Here is a 20,948-nt window from a genome sequence, read left to right on the forward strand (position 1 = left end):
CAGAAAAACACTCTAATTATTACAGATATAATCCTTGATGGTAAAGATAAAATTTTAAGTAAAAGAAAAAGAAATCTTATTAGCTACAATTCTGGAGCGAGCTTTGAAGAAATAAAAATAGACAACTTGCACAGAATAAATTTTTTGTCTTTATCAGATAATGGACAATTTGCGACAGGTTATGGAAAAACAGATGACAAAGAAAATGTTTTTTTCATCTATGATACACAATCAAAAGAAATTGTAACTATTGATGATATAGACAATCATTATTTCACTACTCATGACGGTTTATTCAGTCTTTATTCAAGAGATAATGATAGAGAGAAAACTTATGTTCCTTTTAAAAAAAAAACATTTTTTATTTATGATCTTAATAATAAAACAAAGATATTACTTTCTGAACTTGAAAATAGCGCACTAAAAGATCATCAAGAAAAAGAGAAATTTAAAGCTTATCAAACTCTCGATTTTTTAAAAGATAATCAACAAGATGAATATGATCGTGATAACATAATCGAAGATCAAAGTCCTGATATTATGGGAGTATCAGCAGATGGTCATTTTCTATATGGTTCACTAGACAGAAAAGGTAATCCACGCTTTCCGGCTCAATGGAAAAAATTAGAGAAAATAATACCCAGTTTAAAGGATGGAAAAGATTTAAAACTAACTGAAAAAGATATTGAAGAAATAGAGAAAACTGGTGCATTAGCTTACGAGGTAATAAAAAGAATAAGATTAGGTTATGTTTATGATAGAAAAAAAAATAAGTTAAATATTATTCGAAAAACTACTTATGGTTATGGTTCATCAAAAATAAATGCTTTTTCTGATAACAATATAGCCATTGGTTGGTTAGAGACAATGTTAACCGAAAAAGTAGCTATTGATTATGGTATTGATAATGTTATTGGCAAAGATATCAAACTGTTACGTAAAGCATTCGTCTATGATGCAAAATTAAATAAAATAATAACACCTCAAGCATTCACTAAAAACGAAAATTACAACTCCGAAGCAACCGATATTTCTCGTGATGGTAACATTATTGTTGGTTGGTCAGAAAATAATAAAAAAAGAAAGAATTTTGTAAAAGAATACAACGATGAAAATAGTGATATTGAATCAGAAAATCTGAGAAATGGCTTTGCTTATTTTTATAATAAGAACGAAATGATTTCATTACAAGGTCTAGGAAATGCTGATAATGAATCCGAAGCCCACTCATTGTCTAGAGATGGTCATTCTATTTTTGGTGTTGCACAAGATGGAGATAATAAATGGAAACTTGTCGCATGGAAAATAAATAATACAAAAGAAGATAAACAAATTATCGATGAAGAAACACTGCGACAAGAAGAGGCTAAACGCCAAGAACTCGCAGAGAAACAACGCTAAGAAGAAGCTAAGCGTCAAGAACTCGCAGAGAAACAGCGACAAGAAGAAGCTAAACGCCAAGAACAAGCAGAGAAACAACGCCAAGAAGAAGCTAAGCGCCTTGAACTAGCAGAGAAACAACGCCAAGAAGAAGCTAAGCGTCAAGAACTCGCAGAGAAACAGCGACAAGAAGAAGCTAAGCGTCAAGAACTCGCAGAGAAACAGCGACAAGAAGAAGCTAAACGCCTTGAACAAGAAGAGAAACAACGCCAAGAAAATACTAATGTTGAGATAGATAAAAATATTGGAAACACTATCTCTGTAGAAGATGAACTTGCACAACGCACTAAAGAAAAGGCCAAAGAGAAAGAAAACACAAAACCATCGATCGTTATCAGCAAACCTATCGACATTGAAAATACTTATAAATCAATGCAATTAATGGCTGAAAACGGTTATAAACTGATGGATATGCAACAAGGACAACTGCGCCATTTAGCTTCAGCAACTTGTTCTGTGGGTACTGAAAAAGCCTGTATTAGTGGCTTTGCACACTACCAAAACATAAATAAAGCCAATGCAACACAAACGGGATTAAGTGGTGCTTATCGTTTTGATATCAACGCTATTCCATTCGTTGTCGGACTTGCCATTGATACTGATGTCTATTCCTCATTACCTAAAGGGTATCAATATCAAGGTTATGCATTACCTTTAATTGGTTTTAGCCTAGATTTAATGCCATCACTCAATGCAGAATTAAATAGCAATACATTACATCTGTCATTAAAAGGGGCTTATTTAAATCGAAAAGTTTCTATCGAAAGACTGGTATTAGAAGATACTGAAGCGGGTAAAGGTAATGCTAAGATTTCTGGTTATCACATTGAGTTACAAGGTTACTACCCTTATTCAATAAACGATGATTTATTACTGACACCCTTTGCTGGGCTTACTTTTAATCAAATCTCACGTTCAGCTTATAGTGAAACTCAAAATGCACAATTTGCCGTACACTATGATGCGCTTAACGCACACTCATTGTTAGCCAAAATGGGATTAGGCATGGATCATTTATTGGGTTCATCTTTCATACTAAACACTAAAGCGGGTTTATTATGGAACCTATCACATCATCAAGGTGATTTTCGTAGCCATATTGATTATTTAGGTCAACAGGATATTGATTATTCAGAAAATAAAAAGCAGTTAAAACAACGCCCATTTGCTCATATTGGATTAACGTATCAAGTGGATAAACACTCATCTATTGGTACTAAAGCAAATTGGGAAATGACCACGTATCGCAATCACGATATGCAATTTGGTATTAACTACACCTATCGTTTCTAATTCCATATTGTTACGTTTAGCAGTAATATTTGGCTTCCTATAAAAATATAGGAAGCCATTTTTTTCACTAACGGATTAAGATAGTCCGTTATTTTTAATAGTAGAAATACTTTTTTCCGTATCAACCCACCACACTTTAGTCGAGACTTTTTCAAGTAACGCCTTATTGTGACTAAAGATAATCAAGCTTAAAGGTCTTTTTTGGCTTTCATCAATTAAAACTTTCCAAATTTCAGCTTGAATTTGGGCATCCAATTGTGCCGTTACTTCATCCGCAATCAATATTTGAGTGCGAGGATCTAACGCTCTTAATAAAGCAATACGCGCCAGCTCTCCACCCGATAATTCATTAGGCCTACGCGTTAACCACTCTTGCTTTATCCGTAATTTCTCAAACCAACTTTCATCAGGCGTCCAAGCATCTCGGAGGCTATCCCCTGTTGTTCGAAAAGGATTAAAACACTTATCAGGATGTTGAGGAACTAATTGAATGGGGCAATAACCCTTTTTAGGCAATGGGTTGCCATTAACAAGAATTGAACCTTGAGTGGGTGCTTGCCACTGTGCTAAAACACGACCTAAGGTTGTTTTTCCTGTGCCACTTGGCGCTGAAATACCAAGTCGGTCTCCCGCATTTAACGAAAAGGAGAGATCTTGCCATAACACCTTACCTGCTTGTTCCACAGATAATTGTTTTAACTCTAAAAGTGGCATAAAGATAACTCCAGAAATAACAGATGAAATGTATAAAAATAAGACTTAAGAACACAATATTATAATGGGTTAAGTGATGTTTCTTTTGTATTTATAAATTGTTGTTCAGGTAATGCACTCCAGAGTGTCTTCAACCACTCACTACCTTCATGACGATTAAGCACATTAGCGGGAATAATTTCGTTAACCTCTCCCTGATTAAGCACCGCTATCGTATCCGCAAACCGTGCAGCTAAAGCTAAATCATGTGTAACCCAAAGCACTGATTTACCTTGATTGCATAACGCTCTTAAATGCCCTAATAACAAACACGCATGTTCATCATCAAGCCACGAGGTGATTTCATCAGCCAAAATATATTGTGCATTAGAGAGTGTTGCATTACAGGCTAATACTCGTTTTGCCATTCCACCAGACAGTTTTGCTGGATAGGTTTTTACTAATGAGCTAGAAAGATGGTAAAGCCCGAGTTGCTCGACAATATCTTCGGTTGTGATATCAGCACCACTTAAACGCGCAGAACGGCTAAGCTGCTCACCGATACAAATCAATGGATTTAATGCCGTCACACCTTGTGGAATATAACAAAAAGTATTGCCACGATAAGCAATAAGCTCTCGTTCACTTAATGTATGCCCATTCAGTTTAATCGCACCACGAACTCGCATATTGGCAGGCAAAAGTCCTAGCGCACTTTGTAATAACAGACTTTTACCTTCACCACTGCCGCCCACTAATGCCAGCATCTTTCTGGGTTTAATATCCAATGAGATTGATTTTAGCAACGGCTGCCAATTTCGTTTTCCTAACCAACGAAACTGTGCGATATCAATGGAAAGCTGTTCAAAACTTAACATCCTGCCCCTCTTAGCCATAATTGCTGCATTGCTTTAGCAAATTGATCGAAAATCAATACTAAGCACATCAAAATTAACCCCGGAAACACCACCATCCACCAAGAGCCAGTACTTAAATAGCGTAGTGCATCTGCCAGTAATAAGCCGAGTGAAGGTTCATGCGCAGCCTGACCAAAACCGAGGAAACTTAACGCTGCGCTATGCAATACTGCATGAGGGAACATTAACAAGGTTCCCACGATCCACTGAGGTAATAGCATTGGAATATAGTGTTTTTTTACGCACTCAAAAGGTGAATTGCCAATACGACGCGATAACATCACATAATCCGCTTCACGGATACGCTGTATTTCACCTCGTAAAATCAATGCAAGTTTAGGCCAGTGAGTTAATGCCACTGCCCAAATCACCCCTTGTTGCCCACCACCTAACGTAAAACAGATCAAAATCAGCAGTAATAAATGAGGTAGAGCTAAGAGCGCATCAACAACACCTCTTACAAAAAAATCGCAATAGCGATTAATGGAAGAAATTCCCGCAAAAATCAACGCAATCGTGCCACTCACAACCGCACTTGTTACACCAATATTTAAGCTACTTAACATGCCTTGAAAACAACGTAGCCATAATGAACGACCTAAGTTATCCGTCCCAAACCAATATTGACCTGATGGGGCTTGATTCCTAGCCAGAAAATCCATTGCGATATCAGTATGAGAAACAGAAAAGCCATACGCCACTAACCCAATTAACGCGAGGGTAACTAACAAAAGTCGCAACAATGGCTTGTTCGGATCGTAAATCATGAGTCTCGCAAAATTCCTTTATTAATACGCCGTAATAGACCGTTAGAAATGCTATTACCGAAGAAAATCAAAATAGTGCTGAAAACCACAATACCCATTAACAGAGGAATATCACCTCGTAACCCCGCATCAACGGTTGCCTGTCCTAATCCCGGATAAGCAAATACTTTCTCTGCTAAGAGAGAGCCACCGAGCAGTTCACCAATGGATGCAAACTGTAAGCAAAGTGCAGGCGTAATGGCATGACGTAGAACATGAAATATCATCATAGCCCAACCTTTATCACCTTGCGCTTTAGCAAAATGGATAAACTCACTTCCCATTACTTCCGCAACTTTAGCCCGAGTATGCAGTGCGATATTCCCTGTTCCTAATAAACCAAGCGCAATCATAGGTAAGATAAGATGAGAAAAACGCTGGCTTAACGTTGCGGTCTCGGCACTACTTCCCATTGGCCACGCACAACAAATTGGCGCCCAATGTAAAGTGACAGAAAACAGAGATAACAACAGTAATCCTACCCAGAATGTCGGTAACGCGGCTAATAAATAAGATAAAGTAGAGATAATTCTATCTGGCCAGCGATTAAGGTATCGACCCGCGACTAATCCCATCGCAACACCAATAACACCGGAAAATACCCACGCTGAAAAAAGCAAAATAAACGAAGGCCCTGCACGTTCACGAATAACATCAATAACAGGCATGTTATACAACATAGAATAGCCAAAATCCCCTTGAAAGATTTGGCTAAACCAAAGCCAAAATCGCATCCATAAAGGTTGGTCAATTCCCCAACGCGCTGCAATTAAAGGATATTGTTCAGGAGGAACATTCAGTAGATCACTACCGATATAAGCCTTAATGGGATCGATTGGTGAAAAACTTAATAAAATAAAAACACCTGCTGTTGTCACCAACAGCAGGCAGAGTAATCGCAGGAAAAAACCTGCACTTTGACGTATTACTGACAAGTCCACTTCCAAGTATCTACGCTATTTAATAATGACCATGAACCATGGATTTCAGGTGTTCCTGTACCCAGATCAACACAAGGATTAGTTAAGTAAGTGTGTTGCACATTCATCAGCCAAGCCCAAGCAGCATCACCTTTTACACCCACACCGTTTTTACCATCCCACTCTACCGCTTTCCAATGAGGAACGGCTTCTTGCCATGTATGAGCATCAAGCGCGGCTTGTAGATGTTTTTCGACTTCAGGGTTTTTGTAATAACCTGGGTTATAATAACCAACACCCGCGGCATTAGCACTGTAGTGATGATATAACTCCATCGGATCAAGGCTACCCCAACCAAATAAAGTTGGATTTGAGTGCATATAGCGCTCTACGGTATCCCAACTTCCTGATTTAAGATCCATTTGAATACCAAGAGGTTGCACTAACGCACGAATTGACTCAGCTAAATCACGACGTGTTGCATCACCGCTGGTATACCATAAAGTGAGTTTTGCTTCTAAACCGTCTTTTTCACGAATACCGTTTTTATTCAGCTTCCAGCCTGCATCTTCAAGAATTTGTTTTGCTTTTACAATATCGCCATCTTTGAAGGCAGCTTCGGTTTGATCCCAAGGTAAGCCTTTTACGCCGGTATATGCAGGAACGGCATAACCATCAAGGACTTGTTCTGAAAGCAACTTACGATCTAGCGCGTAGTTAATGGCTTTACGAATAGCGATATCAGCGGTGATATCATTACCAATATCATAGCCTTGGGCGTTTTTCTCACCTGATTTTACCATTGGGAAAACAATACCGCGATTTTCAACACTCGCTCTTTCCCACAATTTAGTATTTGGTAAATTCTTAGCAATTGCAGCCGTTGCGGGTGGAATACGCACAATACCTAATTGCCCACTTTGCGCAGCAGCAAAAGCGGCATCTTCATCAAGAAAAACGAAAATCAATTTTTCAAAATCATTTTTCTGTCCCGCATAGTAAGGGTTTGCTTCAACAATTAATTGCTGACCTGGTTGGAAACTGACCATGCGATAAGGACCTGCACCAATTGGCTTTTGTGCGTAGGTTTTTTCATCATACTTATCGGCAGAAACAATACCTAAAGAGCCGAGCACGTTTACGAAAGTACTTTGTGGTGCTTTTAGCGTGATAGTGACATGCAAATCATCATCTGCTTTTGCAGAGAGGAAGTTACCCATATCAACTTTACCGCCACTGGCAGCCGCCTTGTTATAAGTAAATACGATATCTTTTGCTGTAAGCGGTAAGCCATCAGAGAATTTTAAATCTCGCTTTAACGTTAATTTCCATGTTTTACCATCTTCACTTGGTTGATAGTCACTTAACATATTGCTATACCAAGAGAGATCCGCATTTTGCTTTAACAATGGACTATGGAGAAGTAAATAACTGCCATGACTCCAGCCCAGCATTGGGTCGAAGCCTTCTGTTGGCTCTTCACCAATAGCTAATTTTAACGTTTGAGCAGATGCAGCAAAAGGGACGCTTAACGCGGCTAAGCAAGTTAAGGTTGCTAATGATTGACGCCAACCAAACCGAATAGACATAAAACATTCTCCGATTTTTTAGATACGACTTATCATCAATCTCTATCTAAATAAGATGAAGAGGCTGAAGCAAGATAAATAACAATGGTAATTGTGATGCTCTGCAACTTGATGCAGATAAAGGCTAAACCTGTGGCATCATAATAAGTTTTTTTATTCAACTACTCGAATAATATTCGCCAGTTTATTGATTTTACATAAACTTTTATTAAGGAGTAATACTCATTATGGCAAAATTCTAGCAAGTGCACAGTATTTTTCTAATAAATAAGTTATATATTTATCATTGAATTTATTAGTGAGCGCAAAACGAAATAAAATGAATTTTTAACGAAATTAGATTATTTCCTTTTATTTAATATACATTGAAAATAAAAAAGGCACATTATTGTGCCCTCTTGTGATCATGAATTTAATATTCTTTTTAATTTAAAATAGCGTCGACCTAAACGCCAACGTAATCTTAGATCTTTCGCATTTTTCCAGATCAGCGTCCATATCCCTCTATCAAAAAATTCTTTAATAATTTGTTTTTTAATTTCAATAGATTGAATAGCAACAATTGAGTGAATAATTCCCAAACCCTCTTTTGCGATTTGCCAATAACACGCATTAATATTTTGAGCCACTTTCTTATGTTTTTGATTAATAGCATCAAGCATTTCTAATATTTTCATGTAATTATGAATTGTTCTAACATGAATACTGTCATTAGGTGTTGCATGAGAAACCGATCCGGAATGAATCAAGTAATCGTAATAGCGTTCATCGATATATTTAACCCGTCGCGCTGTTAATAACACTTCAGTTGTCCACGGAATATCTTGATGATGTAAACCTGGTTCAAAATAATAACCATGATCAAGTAAAAATTCACGACGATAAATATTTAGCCAAGTCACATGTAAGAATTTTTTAGAGTTTAATGCAATTTCTAGCCATTGCGGCCCCGTTAAAACGCCCGTTGTCTGCAAGCGATTAGATGGAAATATAGGTCGTGAAGGACGCCCATCTGTATAAACATAATTACCATTACAGGTTAAAATATCCAAATTATCATCTTTAGCTACATTAAGCATTCTGTCATACATATTAGGATGAATTACATCATCAATATCAGGAAAAACAATATATTGACCTTTTGAAATATTAAATCCAACATTACGAGCAACAGATACACCTTGGTTTTCCTGATCAATAATAGTGACTCGAGGAAATCTTTCTTTCCATTTTTGCAATATTTTAAGTGAATTATCTCTAGAGCCATCATTAACTAAAATGAGTTCCCAATCATTTAATTTAATAGATTGTAATTCATTGAAAAATTGAGATAAAAATCTCTCACCATTATAAATGGCGACGACGATACTCAGTTGAGGTATAGAAGAAGACATAACCCACCTTTTATATTCTTAGCTAAGAAAAGAATTTCTCCTTAAATAGTTAGTATTGAAAACAAGCAAACAGAGTAATTCACAGAGTTAATTACCCTTAATTCATTCTTAATGAAAACTTAATTTTTAACTAACTAAAGGTGAAAATGATATTTAATGAAGATAAGTATAATTAACTTCTTTTTATCTCTTATGAAGAAAGGGTTAAGGTGGTTTGTTTTTTAAAAGAGATAACTAAAGGGAAAATTAAGGTTAGCGTGGAGAATAAATGTTATTAGCAGGCATTCAATTTAACAATGCGTAATATAAGTTACAAAAAACACTTTTTTTATAACTAATGACACTTATATCACTCATTAATGAAAAACATCCGCAAAGCGGATGTTTTTCTTTTTTATTTATATCAAAAATCGGTGGATACTTGTTGTACTTTTATTCTTCAATATCTTCTTCATCGCAGACTTCAAGCGCTGGAAAGTAATCAACTCTCCAAGACTTGATCCCTTGATACACTTCATCAACGGCATTTTTTACCGCTTCGGTCATTGGATAATAAAAACCAACGAGATCGGGTTGTATCCCTAAGAAAGTAATATCTGGAATATCATCTTTTAATTGATCGATAAGAAAATTCAGCGGCATATTATGAGTGCTCATAATAAACATTTCCGCTATGTAGTCAGGATCTATCACCCTAATCTCACCAGGGTTTAAACCAATATCTGCGGCATCAACAATGACAACACATTGAGGTTGTAACTCTCTTACTTGATAAGAGACATTTTCAGGCGCACTTCCTCCGTTGATAACAATCCATCCATCAATAGGGTTTGCTTCCATTAACTCAGCAAGCAGAGGGCCTGCACCATCATCGCCCATCATACTGTTGCCGACTGTTAATACCACTTTAGGTGCTGTCATTGCTTTACTCATGGCTTTCTCTTCACAATCAAATAAATAGCAGGCTCTGCGTGGATCTCACCCAGTAATTTAATCAGCGTTTGACTCCACTCACTAAAAATGGGATCTTCATTTTTGATAATAGGATCAAATGCTAACGCTAATAAGTGAGTATGCTCAGAGTTAATATTGATTTCGCCAAATGTTAGCAATCCTTGCATTTTGCGTTTGGCTTCACCTTCAGGTAATAAGTCAATCCATGCTTTATATTTTTCTAAAGGGCAGACTAGCTCTGTTTTTAAGCAATCAATCATACCCACATGGTGACCAATCGCGAGTGAGTAATACATGACCTGTTGCGCTTCCGCAGGAATATCATCATCGCTATCAACAAACTTTTGTCTTAATGACCAAAAGTAAACGTTAGCATCATCAGGCATAAATCCCCCCTTGGCTTAATGAATAAACAAGGCGTTTTACAATCTCAGATAAACGAGGATCATTCGCTTGTCGTAGCCATTCATCTACACGTCCGCTGACTTCCTGAATAGTAGCGCCTTCTAATAAGGTGAGGAAATGATCACTGATTTGTCTTCCCTGATAATAGCCAGCAAGACGGCGCGCTTCACGCTCAATCATCACGCGAGCATCTAAAGGAATCGAAGGCAGAATTAGAGAGGCTTTTTCATTCTCTACTTCAATGTGCGATTCGCCTTTTAATTTTTGGTCTAACAAGCCCAGTGCAACAGCAAATCCATAAATCGTCGCCGCAGGTGTTGGAGGACAACCTGGGATCCACACATCAATAGGCACGATAGATTCACTACCACCCCATACACAATAAAGATCGTGGAAAATCCCACCACCACAGCCACAAGCGCCATAAGAGATACAGATTTTTGGATCAGGCGCTGATTCATAAGCACGTAATGCAGGAACACGCATCTGGCGCGTTACTGCGCCAGTGAATAATAAAATATCAGCGTGACGAGGCGAGGCTACCACTTTGATACCAAAACGTTCAGCATCAAAAACCGGTGTAATTGCGGAGAAAATTTCAATCTCACAACCATTACAACCACCACAGTCAACACGATAAACATAAGCTGAACGCTGAATATCTTTCAACAATGTCTGCTTTAGCTTTTTAACCTGATCATCAAGGGTGATAGGCTGGCTAACATGATGATTAATGGGAATTTCTGGTAGACTCATTTTATTGTACTCCCAATTTCGCCCACACTAATATTTTCACGACCATCAGATAACAAGTTATGTTTACGCTTACATTCAGGGCAAGTTTCAAATTGTGGGCGCATCGCTTCTACGGTTTGCTCATCCCAGCCTGATTGCACTAATAGTTCCATCGCATATTCAACTGATTTTCTAGGCGTAAATGGTTGATGGCATTCACGGCAATTCAATAATTTAAAAGTGCCTTTAATATAAAGATCTGACTTTTTAGTCACTGCCGTTTCAAACATATCGGATAAAACAATCGCTCTTGTTGGGCAAACTTCTTCACAACGACCGCAATAAATACAGCGGCCAATGAATAATTGCCAATGACGCTCGCCTGTTTCCAAATTCGTTTCCATCGTTAACGCATTAGCAGGACATGCTGAGGTGCAGGCACCACAGACAATGCATTGCTGTGCATCATATTCAGGCTTTCCTCTGAAACCATCAGGTAAATCCAGAGGCTTAAACGGATATTTGGTCGTTGCTTCGCCTGTTTTGATTATGGTTTTAAACAATTTTAACATCGTTCATTCCCTCACTTGAGCGGCGAATTTTTACGTTCGATGCTGTAACGTTCAATTTCTTTATAAGAAACTGTTTTAGATTTACGTTTTTTCACATCGACGAGCGTTACCCTGTCAGTACAGGAATAACAAGGGTCAAGACTACCGATAATTAACGGCGCATCAGAAACGGTATTTCCTTGCAACATATAACGTAATACTGGCCAGTTAGCATAAGTTGCAGCACGGCAACGCCAGCGGAATAATTTTTGGTTATCACCCAACATACTCCAGTGAACATCTTCACCGCGTGGTGCTTCAGTAAAGCCCAGAGCAAATTTATATGGCTGATAAGTAAAGCCTTCGGTTAATAATGGACCTTCTGGCAAGTTATCTAAGGCATATTCAATCATTGCCATTGAATCCAAGACTTCTTTAATACGTACCATCACACGGGAAAATACGTCGCCACCTTCATAACTAAAGAGCGTCAGTGGAAGATTGCCATAATCTGCAAATGGGTGGTCAAAACGCACGTCACGTTTAAAACCACTCGCTCTTATCATTGGACCTACTGGGCTAAAATCACGAGCCACTTTCTTATCTAAGATACCAACACCAACAGTACGTTGTTCCATATTCGGCGCTGATAGCAATATATCCACTAATTCAGTAACTTCTTTGCGCATTTCTCTAACAAGTTGGATAGTCTTCAGACGCTGATCTTTTAAGATATCGCGACGGATACCCCCAATTAAGTTCAAGCCATACGTTTTACGCGCACCGGTGAGCATCTCTGCAATCTGCATTGATTTTTCACGAATACGGAAAAATTGCATAAAGCCAGTATCAAAGCCTGTAAAGTGACTAGCTAAACCAATGTTTAATAAATGGCTATGAAGACGTTCAACTTCTAATAAGATAGAACGAATAGTATGCGCACGACGTGGTACTTCAATGCCTAACGCATTTTCAACAGAAGTCACATACGCCACACTGTGAGTAAAACCACAGATACCACACACGCGGTCTGATAAGAATGTCACTTCGTTATAACCCATACGGGTTTCTGCCAGTTTTTCCATACCACGATGAACATAGAACATGCGGTAATCGGCATCGACAATGTTTTCACCGTCTACAAATAAGCGGAAGTGTCCTGGTTCATCCGAAGTAATGTGCATTGGACCAATTGGCACAACGCGTGCATCTTGCTTACCTTCGTTCAAGAAGGGATAAGTTTCAACTTCAGTTGAGGGTGCTGGACGTTGGCGATAATCCATCGCATCTTTACGCAGTGGATACATCTCTTCAGGCCAGTCATCTGGAAGCACTAAACGACGTTCATCAGGTAAACCAACAGGGATAAGACCATACATATCACGGATTTCACGTTCACCCCACACTGCGGCTGGTACACGCGGTGTCACTGACGGAAACTCTAAAGTGATTGGGCTAACATGGGCTTTTACAACAACCCAGCATTTTTCACCCTCTTCCATTGATAATGCGTAATAAACAGCATAGTCCCCGTTTAAACTACGTTCGTCATTACCGAATAAAACAGGTAACCAACCGCCTAAGCCGTAATACAGATATTCCACCACTTCAGGGAGTGATTCCGTTTTTACTGTTATCGTCAATTGATCAGCGGTTTGTCGCTCTTCATCAAGAACGGCTGATGGGAATTTCTCACGAACCTTGGCAACGTAATCTCCGCCTAGTTCTTTTCCCTCTTTTCTACTGACATAATTTTGGTAGCTCACGTTACATCTCCTGAACCGATGTGGATGGATTGCTGATTAAAGCCGTTGGCCATGCATAAGTAGGTGACTCACTTTTATCAATATTCATCACGATATTAGCGGCATTTTCTAACAGCTCGCTGACAGGCTTAGGAATGTGAGTTCCCATTAACAGCATAAGTGCAATCAGAATGACCATTGGTAATGTGGTTAAAATTCCCAGTTCACCTTTAGCAACAACATCAGGTTTTGGACCAAAGACAGTTTTAGCCACCATACGAACTAGACCACCTAATACTACGGTCAATAACAATAATAGTAGGATAGTTAAGCCAATGTGCTGAGAAGCTAAACCTGCCACAACAATCATAAATTCACTAATAAAGACGTTGAAAGGCGGCATACCACCTAGCGCTAAAGCGCCACCAGCAAAAAGAGCGGCACTTAATGGCATCACTTTAAACATGCCTTTCACGACATTTAAATCACGAGTACCGTATTTCAATAACACGTTACCTGAACCACAGAACAACAGTGCTTTCGCTAAGCTGTGGTTTAAGGTGTGGAATAAAGCAGCCAAAATACCAATTGGTCCGCCAATCCCTAATGCGACGGCAATTAATCCCATGTTTTCCACACTGGAATACGCTAAAAGACGTTTCATATCACGCTGAATAAGAATAAAGAACGCCGCGATAGCAACAGAGAGGAAACCAAAGATTAACAATAAGTTACGTGTAAATTCAGTACCAATTGCCGCATCAATAATGATGTAGTAACGAATGATGATTAACAGCGCACAATTCAGTAAAACCGCTGATAACAACGCACTGACAGGACTTGGTGCTTCACTGTGTGCATCTGGTAACCATGCGTGCATTGGGAATAAACCCGTTTTGGTACCGAAACCGATTAAAATAAAGACAAAAGCTAAATGCATCAGTGTTGGATCTAACTGGTCTGTATATTTCAACACTTCAGTCCAGAAGATAGCCTGATCTGGATCAGGCATAAAGCTCGCGGCATTGGCATAAACCAAAATAGTCCCGAAAAGACCAAATGCCACACCCACACTACAAATGATGATGTACTTCCACGCAGCTTCCAGAGAAGAACGCTGACCATAAATTCCGACTAAGAATGCAGAGCTTAAGGTTGTTGCTTCAATTGCCGCCCACATTAAGATCAAGTTATTACTGGTGATTGCCAATAACATGGTGAACAAAAAGAGGTGGAAGAAACCATAGTAATTACACAAAGTGCGTACTGAGATTTCGCCCTCATCCACTTCATGATTCATATAGCCAATAGAATAAAGCCCCGTTAAAAAGCCGATAATACCTAAAATGGCGAGAAATAATGCGCCGAGGCTATCCACATGAACCCAATTAGCAGCAGCCAATATTTCGCCATGAGACATGACATCTGCCACAGTCCCTAATGCAGCGATTAACAATACGGTGATACCAATAGCATGAATACCCGTCACAATAGGGCGCGCACCGGCTTTTAATAACGGACTTAGAAACGCCAGTATTGAAAATACCAACGGTGAAAACATTAAAATCGTTAACATGGTTGTTTGGTTCATCTCCTCACCCCTTCAGCGCGGTCAGTTGATCCACGTTCAGTGTGTTGAGCGTGCGGTAAATCTTACGAGCCAACACTGCCATCACAATCACAGCGAAGATGGCGTCAGTGGCGATCCCGATTTCGACCAGTTCTGGTGCTCTCCACGCCAATAATGCCAGTGTTAAGTGAGAGCCGTTTTCCATTAAACAATAACCAAAAGCTTGTTTTAGGATATTTCGCTGAGTCACGATACACAGCAGACCCAACATAAAATGTCCCAGAGAAACTGCGAGTGCAGGTTTCAAATCAACGACCATTGGTATTTGAATTGGCTCGACGACGAACCAGCTTAAGACCACAATCACTGCGGCTAGCAGCATTAATATTGCTGGGCTGATAACGCCAGCATTCGCACTAGGATCGGATAACTTACGGAATGCAAATCCTAGAATAAGTGGTACAAGCAGAACTTTAGTGAAGAAAGCGGTAATGGCCCAAAGTGTGAGTTGGTGTGCATCTAATGTATTGGCTAAAGTGACGAAAATCATCACTAAAACGAAAGATTGCAATGCATAGAACCAACAGGATGCAATTGGCTTTTTCGCGCCAATTACCAGTAGCGAGGTGATCATCATTAACCCCGCCAGATTGTTTACGATAAGTGCTCCAGTCATGATTTATCTCCCTTATCCTAGCCAAGTGACTGCGATAACACTGGATGCAAAGGACATAATAATCAGTATTCCAATTACAATTTGCATTGCCATAGGAACAGGCTGTCCTTCCTCAACTTCTGTACTTGGTTTGCCAGGAACGACACGACCAAACCAGTAGATAAACCAAGTGAAGCTAGCAACAGATTCAATCAGTACTAGCACCATAATTGGTGTCATCACCCAGAAAACACTCGACAGTTCAAAACCTGCGGCAAAAATTGGGAATTTACTAAAGAAGCCATTCATTGGTGGAACACCTGCGATTGCCAGCGCAGCAACACAGAAACCCACACCCAATAATGGATATTTATTAATTAACCCTTTTAAGCGCGGCAACATACGAGTACCACAGCTATAACTCAATGCACCAGCAACTAAGAAGAACAAACTTTTAGCGAAGGCATGGTTAAAGATATAAGCAATACCACCTTCAAACGCTTCGCGCGGTCCAAAGATTGAAATAGATAATGCAAGGAAGATATAAGAGAGCTGAGTGATAGTTGACCATGCTAACAAGCGTTTCATATCTTTTTGTGGCAGATACATCATAAAGCCATAAATCAACGTGATAACCGCCATGGTAATACCCACCCAACCAATAAGGTGAGGAACATCACCATCTGCTGACATAATCGCACGAGCAAAGATGTAAACACCGACTTTTACCATTGACGCGGCGTGTAAGTAAGCACTCACAGGAGTTGGTGCTTCCATCGCATCAGGTAACCAAGCTTGCAGTGGTAATTGCGCTGATTTACCCCAAGCAGCAAAGAGAATTCCACCAAATACAATCAGTTTGGTTGGCTCATCTAAGGTTGCAATTGCGGTTAATTCAAATGTCCCCGTACTCACAAACAGAGTTGCAGCTGCGAGATAAAGACCGATTGAAGCAACGTGAGTGATCAACAACGCTTTCATTGCTGAACGGAGCGATTTTTCAGATTGGTAGTAACCGATTAATCCCCAAGAACATCCCCCGGTGATTTCGAAAAACAGGAGTTGCCCCAGAATAGTCGATGAAAGGACTAACCCCGCCATTGCACCAATAAAAATCAACAAAAAGGCATAATAGCGACGAGTACCATCATGTGGATGCTCGCGGTTGCCATTGGTTAGATAGCCAGTGGAGTAAAAACTCACCAACAATCCTAAGAACACAACAGCGAAAGCAATCAATGTACTGACACGATCAATGGTAAAACCAAAGAGCGCAACATCGCCATATTGTACTAGCGTAATTGTGGTATCGACTTTACCTTCAGCGAGGAACTGCCAACCTAAAACAACCGTTCCTAATGTGGCTAATAAAGCGAACAGTGTACATAACCACTTCGCCATCCGATTTGGCATTAAGGACGTAATCAACGCCCCCGCAAATGGGATGAGTAAGGTCGCAAGAGCTATATTTTCCATTGTAATCATCGCTCCTTATAGACCGGTTAAATAGAAAACAAGAGCCAGTGCCGCAACACCGAATCCTAACCATGTCACATGGTGAGTCAGTAAGAAGCGACCACGCGCTAAACTGTTTTCAACCAATGACGCTAATACAAACACCACTAACAATTTTACTGCCATTAAAACTAACGCAATGATCAGTGCAATAAAGGTGAATTCTGTTGCTTTACCAAAAGGAATAAATATGGCTAAGAACAGTTCAGCCACTACCACTTGTTTTAACCCAAGACCCAGTTTCACCATGGCAAAACCAGAGCCTGAATATTCAGTTAATGGTCCTTCTTGTAACTCTTGCTCAGCTTCTGCAACGTCGAATGGCATTTTTCCCATTTCGATAAATGCAGCAAAAGCACAAGCTAATAAGGCTAACAGTGTGGCAGTTGGTGATACCCACCCTTGAGCAAGTGTTGCACTAATAGTGCCGACGTTGGTTGAACCCACAATTAAAGCCACCACAATCAGTGATAACACTAAGATAGGCTCTACTAACACACCCAGAGTTAATTCACGGCTAGCACCAATACCAGCAAATGGGCTTCCTGAATCCAGACCCGATAAAGAGAAGAAGAAACGATAAAGTGCAAACAGATAAATCAGTGCGATAAGATCGGCTGCACCCGCAAACAGTGACGTTGCGGTAAAGACAGGCAGTGCCATTGCAACCACCAGCATGCTGCCAAGTAGTACATAAGGCATCACTTGGAAGATCACGCCAGATTGCTCAGGTGCTACTGATTGACGTTTAAATAACTTAAAGATATCTCGATAATCTTGCAAAATCCCAGGGCCTTGACGCGAATGCATCTTGGCGCGAATTGTGCGCGAAATACCTGTACATAATGGGGTTATCGCCAATAAAAAGAGTGCTTGTATTAGTGCGAATATACCCATCATTAACGTAGGTGCTTCTTGGAAAGTCATAAGTCCCTCTCCTTACGCTGCGATGACTAAAAGCAAGATGACCAGCGCTGCAACAACGTATAGACAATAGAGTCTGAAATCCCCGCCTTGTAGGCATTGGATACGTTTTGCAAAACGTTGGATACCACGAACCAGAGGATAAATAATGCGTTCATCCCAGAATGGTTCGACCTTTTCAGCACCGAGCTGTGTTTTATTAAAACCACGAGACAGCAATGGAGATGGATCAAGTTGTTTACGCATACGATAAAGTGGTGCAAACATGCTGCGTAATGCTTGAGTAAAGCCACCTGCTGACACTGCCATATCTTTTTCCCACACATAACCACACGCCCAAGGATTACCTTTACGACGAAACGCAGGTTGATTGCCTTTTAGGCCGAGGTAAATCAGGAATGGGATAAGCGGTAGAGCAATTAATAAAACAAATGTTAATGCTGGAGAGAACATTGCTTGTGATGCAGTATCAGGAACAAGCATTGAGCCTTGAGCCACAGTTAATGCGCTGGTTTCGCTAAGAGACATTGCAATATTGGCAATGATTGGTGCAACAAAAGCAGCTCCCACACCTAACACAACACAGAAAAGTGCTAATAAACCCATCGCAATCGTCATTGGTAGTGGTACTTCTTTTGCTTTTGTTGCTTGCTCACTACGAGGACCGCCACAGAAGCTAACACCATAGACTTTAACGAAACACATTGCCGCTAATGCCCCTGTAATTGCCAGCATAATAATGGCAATAGGACCACTTAAGCGCATCACAAAGTTACCTTCGTAACTCATCGTAAATAGAGACTGATAGGTATACCATTCACTAACAAAACCGTTTAATGGTGGTAACGCTGAAATCGCCATACAACCAATTAAGAATGCCGTTGCAGTGTAAGGCATCAGTTTGGCTAACCCACCCATTTTGTCCATATCACGAGTGTGAATTTGATTAATAATGGCGCCAGCTCCGAGGAATAATAATCCTTTAAACACCGCATGGTTTAATAAGTGATATAAAGCACCTAACAGGCCAAGTGCGGCAATAACAGGATGATCTGTTGCCATTCCTACCATACCGACACCAACACCCATTAAAATGATGCCGATATTTTCAACGGTATGCCATGCAAGTAAACGTTTTAAATCGTGTTCTGCTAATGCGTACATAACACCCAATACAGAAGAAACCGCACCGAATGCGAGGACGACAATTCCCCACCACATTTCAGTAGCACCCAACAAATCGATACCGACTTTAATTATCCCGAAGATACCAATTTTAACCATTACACCTGACATTAATGCCGATGCATGAGAAGGTGCTGCGGGGTGAGCTTTTGGTAACCAACTGTGTAATGGCAACATACCGGCTTTGGCACCAAAACCAAAGAAGCCCAGTAAGAACACCACAGAGGCCATCGCAGGAGAAAGAGAGAGTTGACGGAATGAATCAAAATCAAGGCTACCACTTTCACGCCACATCAAGAAGAAGGCAATCATGATTAACACGGAGCCTGCGTGAGCAATAAAGAAGTAGAGTAAACCTGCGTGAATAGATTCGTCATCTTGGTCAGCAATAACTAAGAACCAAGAAGCCAGTGACATCATTTCGAACAGGATAATAAAGTAGAACGCATTATCCATCACCACTAAGCCAACCATAGAAGCAATAAACAGATTCATAAAGAATCCCATGCTCCAAGCGCCGCGTCCTTTATATTCTTGCACATAAGCAAGAGAATAAAGCGCACACACGCTGACCAGTAATGAAATGACGAACACCATAAAGGCGCCTAACATATCCATGCGCACCACAAAGGCGGCAAAATCGAAAGGCCCTGCGGCGGTAAAAGTAGCGATTTCACCACCAAAAATAACCGGTAATGCACTTAAAATACCTAAGACACCACCAATGATTGCGCTGATCCCTGAAATAAGGATTGCCAACCCTTCCTGTTTTTTTAAAAACAGTGCAATAACGCCACCAACAACATACAGGATGACTGACCACAGCAGTAACTGAAGAGGTTCCATATTACTTCCGCTCCTGTGTCAAAGTAGATAAATCGTCAAGATTCGTAATGGGTTCCATCACAGAGCCTAAGCGACGCGTTTTCATCTGCTCTTCAAGTTTGTCTTCTTCAACTAAATGCAATGCATCGGTTGGACATACGTTGACACAAGCAGGGCCTTCATCAGAGAAAGCACATAAATCACATTTCACTGCGATTGCGCGGATACCTGCATTCCATGCAAGGAATGGGTTGGTTGTTGGAAGACTTGCTGGCACATCTGCCAACATTTCTTCAGGCACAAAGTGTTCAAAAACAGCCGGTAAGTTAACGGGTTTACTACCTGATGGTGTAATTGCACCAAAAGGACAAACTAGACCACACAACTTACAGCCAATACACAGGCTCTCATTAAGAAAGATCATATTATCTTCATGAGTGATGGCATTGACTGGGCACACGCGAGCACAAGGAGCATCCTCACAGTGCCGACAAAGCATCGGTGCTGTCTGATCCTCCACTTTTACCACTGTAAGACGCGGATGCGCCTGTAAACCCACAGCTTGGTGAACTTCTGAGCAAGCTGCCATACAGGTATTACACCCTATGCATCGTTGTGGCTCTGCAATTACAAAGCGATTCATTCGCCACATCCTCCGAGAAAAACGTTTAACAGCATTACTGTCGTCAATTTTTCTTTAGATAAAGCATATTTCATGCCAAGAGAGGATTTAATTTATTTATGATAAAAATCATTAAGATAGAAACACAAGAAGGAACTAAGAATGACGTATCGACAATAATGACGTTGACACTTAACTAGAGTGTAAGAA

The 20,948-nt window shown here is 40.0% G+C and carries 19 protein-coding genes; 2 read left to right on the top strand and 17 right to left on the bottom strand.

Annotated features, from left to right (window positions below; all coding sequences use genetic code 11):
* Nucleotides 1–144: 144 nt before the first annotated feature.
* Complete coding sequence (locus tag ACNARN_RS12130) at nt 145–1,401, top strand: hypothetical protein (RefSeq protein ID WP_416304501.1); 1,257 nt, start codon at nt 145–147, stop codon at nt 1,399–1,401.
* A 444-nt stretch (nt 1,402–1,845) separates the two neighbouring features.
* Nucleotides 1,846–2,733, top strand: coding sequence for an autotransporter outer membrane beta-barrel domain-containing protein (locus tag ACNARN_RS12135; RefSeq protein ID WP_416304502.1), 888 nt, complete (start codon nt 1,846–1,848; stop codon nt 2,731–2,733).
* A 75-nt stretch (nt 2,734–2,808) separates the two neighbouring features.
* Here the strand turns inward: ACNARN_RS12135 and ACNARN_RS12140 are convergent, their stop codons facing one another.
* From ACNARN_RS12140 to ACNARN_RS12220, 17 genes are all read right to left on the bottom strand, one after another.
* Complete coding sequence (locus ACNARN_RS12140) at nt 2,809–3,447, bottom strand: ATP-binding cassette domain-containing protein (protein WP_198626233.1); 639 nt, start codon at nt 3,445–3,447, stop codon at nt 2,809–2,811.
* Nucleotides 3,448–3,506: 59 nt separating this feature from the next.
* The gene (locus ACNARN_RS12145; protein ID WP_416304503.1) at nt 3,507–4,304 is read right to left on the bottom strand and encodes an ATP-binding cassette domain-containing protein; all 798 of its coding nucleotides are present in this window, start codon (nt 4,302–4,304) and stop codon (nt 3,507–3,509) included.
* On the bottom strand, nt 4,298–5,110 hold the full coding sequence (locus tag ACNARN_RS12150; RefSeq protein WP_198626234.1) for an ABC transporter permease: 813 nt from the start codon (nt 5,108–5,110) through the stop codon (nt 4,298–4,300). The genes ACNARN_RS12145 and ACNARN_RS12150 overlap by 7 nt, the downstream gene beginning before the upstream one ends.
* Nucleotides 5,107–6,090 carry an ABC transporter permease gene (locus tag ACNARN_RS12155; protein ID WP_416303606.1) on the bottom strand — a complete coding sequence of 328 codons (984 nt, stop codon included), beginning with the start codon at nt 6,088–6,090 and terminating at the stop codon, nt 5,107–5,109. Before ACNARN_RS12155 ends, ACNARN_RS12150 begins: the two co-directional genes overlap by 4 nt.
* Nucleotides 6,075–7,658, bottom strand: coding sequence for an ABC transporter substrate-binding protein (locus ACNARN_RS12160; protein WP_416304504.1), 1,584 nt, complete (start codon nt 7,656–7,658; stop codon nt 6,075–6,077). The genes ACNARN_RS12155 and ACNARN_RS12160 overlap by 16 nt, the downstream gene beginning before the upstream one ends.
* A gap of 404 nt (nt 7,659–8,062) precedes the next feature.
* Complete coding sequence (locus tag ACNARN_RS12165) at nt 8,063–9,052, bottom strand: glycosyltransferase (protein ID WP_416304505.1); 990 nt, start codon at nt 9,050–9,052, stop codon at nt 8,063–8,065.
* Between the two features lie 432 nt (nt 9,053–9,484).
* On the bottom strand, nt 9,485–9,985 hold the full coding sequence (hycI, locus tag ACNARN_RS12170) for a hydrogenase maturation peptidase HycI (protein ID WP_198621040.1): 501 nt from the start codon (nt 9,983–9,985) through the stop codon (nt 9,485–9,487).
* Entirely contained in the window at nt 9,982–10,392 is a 411-nt protein-coding gene (locus ACNARN_RS12175) for a formate hydrogenlyase maturation HycH family protein (protein WP_198621039.1), read from the bottom strand. The genes hycI and ACNARN_RS12175 overlap by 4 nt, the downstream gene beginning before the upstream one ends.
* Nucleotides 10,385–11,167, bottom strand: a complete 783-nt coding sequence (locus ACNARN_RS12180; protein ID WP_072064386.1) for an NADH-quinone oxidoreductase subunit B family protein — start codon at nt 11,165–11,167, stop codon at nt 10,385–10,387. Before ACNARN_RS12180 ends, ACNARN_RS12175 begins: the two co-directional genes overlap by 8 nt.
* The gene (gene hyfH / locus ACNARN_RS12185; RefSeq protein WP_151436131.1) at nt 11,164–11,718 is read right to left on the bottom strand and encodes a hydrogenase 4 subunit H; all 555 of its coding nucleotides are present in this window, start codon (nt 11,716–11,718) and stop codon (nt 11,164–11,166) included. The genes ACNARN_RS12180 and hyfH overlap by 4 nt, the downstream gene beginning before the upstream one ends.
* An 11-nt stretch (nt 11,719–11,729) precedes the next feature.
* The gene (locus ACNARN_RS12190; protein ID WP_109374271.1) at nt 11,730–13,463 is read right to left on the bottom strand and encodes an NADH-quinone oxidoreductase subunit C; all 1,734 of its coding nucleotides are present in this window, start codon (nt 13,461–13,463) and stop codon (nt 11,730–11,732) included.
* Nucleotide 13,464: 1 nt separating this feature from the next.
* Nucleotides 13,465–15,033, bottom strand: coding sequence for a hydrogenase 4 subunit F (locus tag ACNARN_RS12195; RefSeq protein ID WP_198621038.1), 1,569 nt, complete (start codon nt 15,031–15,033; stop codon nt 13,465–13,467).
* Nucleotides 15,034–15,037: 4 nt separating this feature from the next.
* Nucleotides 15,038–15,688 (bottom strand): hydrogenase 4 membrane subunit, encoded by a 651-nt coding sequence (hyfE, locus tag ACNARN_RS12200; protein WP_109374269.1) that lies wholly within the window; start codon nt 15,686–15,688, stop codon nt 15,038–15,040.
* 12 nt (nt 15,689–15,700) lie between these two features.
* Nucleotides 15,701–17,152: a hydrogenase 4 subunit D gene (locus tag ACNARN_RS12205; protein ID WP_109374268.1), complete on the bottom strand. Its 1,452-nt coding sequence runs from the start codon at nt 17,150–17,152 to the stop codon at nt 15,701–15,703.
* 6 nt (nt 17,153–17,158) lie between these two features.
* Nucleotides 17,159–18,109 carry a respiratory chain complex I subunit 1 family protein gene (locus tag ACNARN_RS12210; protein ID WP_006536164.1) on the bottom strand — a complete coding sequence of 317 codons (951 nt, stop codon included), beginning with the start codon at nt 18,107–18,109 and terminating at the stop codon, nt 17,159–17,161.
* A gap of 12 nt (nt 18,110–18,121) precedes the next feature.
* The gene (gene hyfB / locus ACNARN_RS12215) at nt 18,122–20,137 is read right to left on the bottom strand and encodes a hydrogenase 4 subunit B (RefSeq protein ID WP_198621037.1); all 2,016 of its coding nucleotides are present in this window, start codon (nt 20,135–20,137) and stop codon (nt 18,122–18,124) included.
* A 1-nt stretch (nt 20,138) separates the two neighbouring features.
* Nucleotides 20,139–20,759 carry a 4Fe-4S dicluster domain-containing protein gene (locus ACNARN_RS12220; protein ID WP_198621036.1) on the bottom strand — a complete coding sequence of 207 codons (621 nt, stop codon included), beginning with the start codon at nt 20,757–20,759 and terminating at the stop codon, nt 20,139–20,141.
* Nucleotides 20,760–20,948 lie beyond the last annotated feature (189 nt).

Origin of the sequence: Proteus sp. TSJ240517 (genome assembly GCF_047921575.1) — a bacterium.
In the GTDB taxonomy this organism is placed as follows: domain Bacteria; phylum Pseudomonadota; class Gammaproteobacteria; order Enterobacterales; family Enterobacteriaceae; genus Proteus.

Bases quoted from the DNA above. Each gene is read 5' to 3' on its own strand.
- hyfH (WP_151436131.1), bottom strand. From the start codon at position 11,718: ATGTTAAAATTGTTTAAAACCATAATCAAAACAGGCGAAGCAACGACC.
- ACNARN_RS12165 (WP_416304505.1), bottom strand. From the start codon at position 9,052: ATGTCTTCTTCTATACCTCAACTGAGTATCGTCGTCGCCATTTATAAT.
- ACNARN_RS12210 (WP_006536164.1), bottom strand. From the start codon at position 18,109: ATGACTTTCCAAGAAGCACCTACGTTAATGATGGGTATATTCGCACTA.
- ACNARN_RS12150 (WP_198626234.1), bottom strand. From the start codon at position 5,110: ATGATTTACGATCCGAACAAGCCATTGTTGCGACTTTTGTTAGTTACC.
- ACNARN_RS12180 (WP_072064386.1), bottom strand. From the start codon at position 11,167: ATGAGTCTACCAGAAATTCCCATTAATCATCATGTTAGCCAGCCTATC.
- ACNARN_RS12140 (WP_198626233.1), bottom strand. From the start codon at position 3,447: ATGCCACTTTTAGAGTTAAAACAATTATCTGTGGAACAAGCAGGTAAG.
- hyfB (WP_198621037.1), bottom strand. From the start codon at position 20,137: ATGGAACCTCTTCAGTTACTGCTGTGGTCAGTCATCCTGTATGTTGTT.
- ACNARN_RS12205 (WP_109374268.1), bottom strand. From the start codon at position 17,152: ATGATTACAATGGAAAATATAGCTCTTGCGACCTTACTCATCCCATTT.
- ACNARN_RS12220 (WP_198621036.1), bottom strand. From the start codon at position 20,759: ATGAATCGCTTTGTAATTGCAGAGCCACAACGATGCATAGGGTGTAAT.
- hycI (WP_198621040.1), bottom strand. From the start codon at position 9,985: ATGAGTAAAGCAATGACAGCACCTAAAGTGGTATTAACAGTCGGCAAC.
- ACNARN_RS12145 (WP_416304503.1), bottom strand. From the start codon at position 4,304: ATGTTAAGTTTTGAACAGCTTTCCATTGATATCGCACAGTTTCGTTGG.
- ACNARN_RS12195 (WP_198621038.1), bottom strand. From the start codon at position 15,033: ATGAACCAAACAACCATGTTAACGATTTTAATGTTTTCACCGTTGGTA.
- hyfE (WP_109374269.1), bottom strand. From the start codon at position 15,688: ATGACTGGAGCACTTATCGTAAACAATCTGGCGGGGTTAATGATGATC.
- ACNARN_RS12160 (WP_416304504.1), bottom strand. From the start codon at position 7,658: ATGTCTATTCGGTTTGGTTGGCGTCAATCATTAGCAACCTTAACTTGC.
- ACNARN_RS12135 (WP_416304502.1), top strand. From the start codon at position 1,846: ATGGATATGCAACAAGGACAACTGCGCCATTTAGCTTCAGCAACTTGT.
- ACNARN_RS12175 (WP_198621039.1), bottom strand. From the start codon at position 10,392: ATGCCTGATGATGCTAACGTTTACTTTTGGTCATTAAGACAAAAGTTT.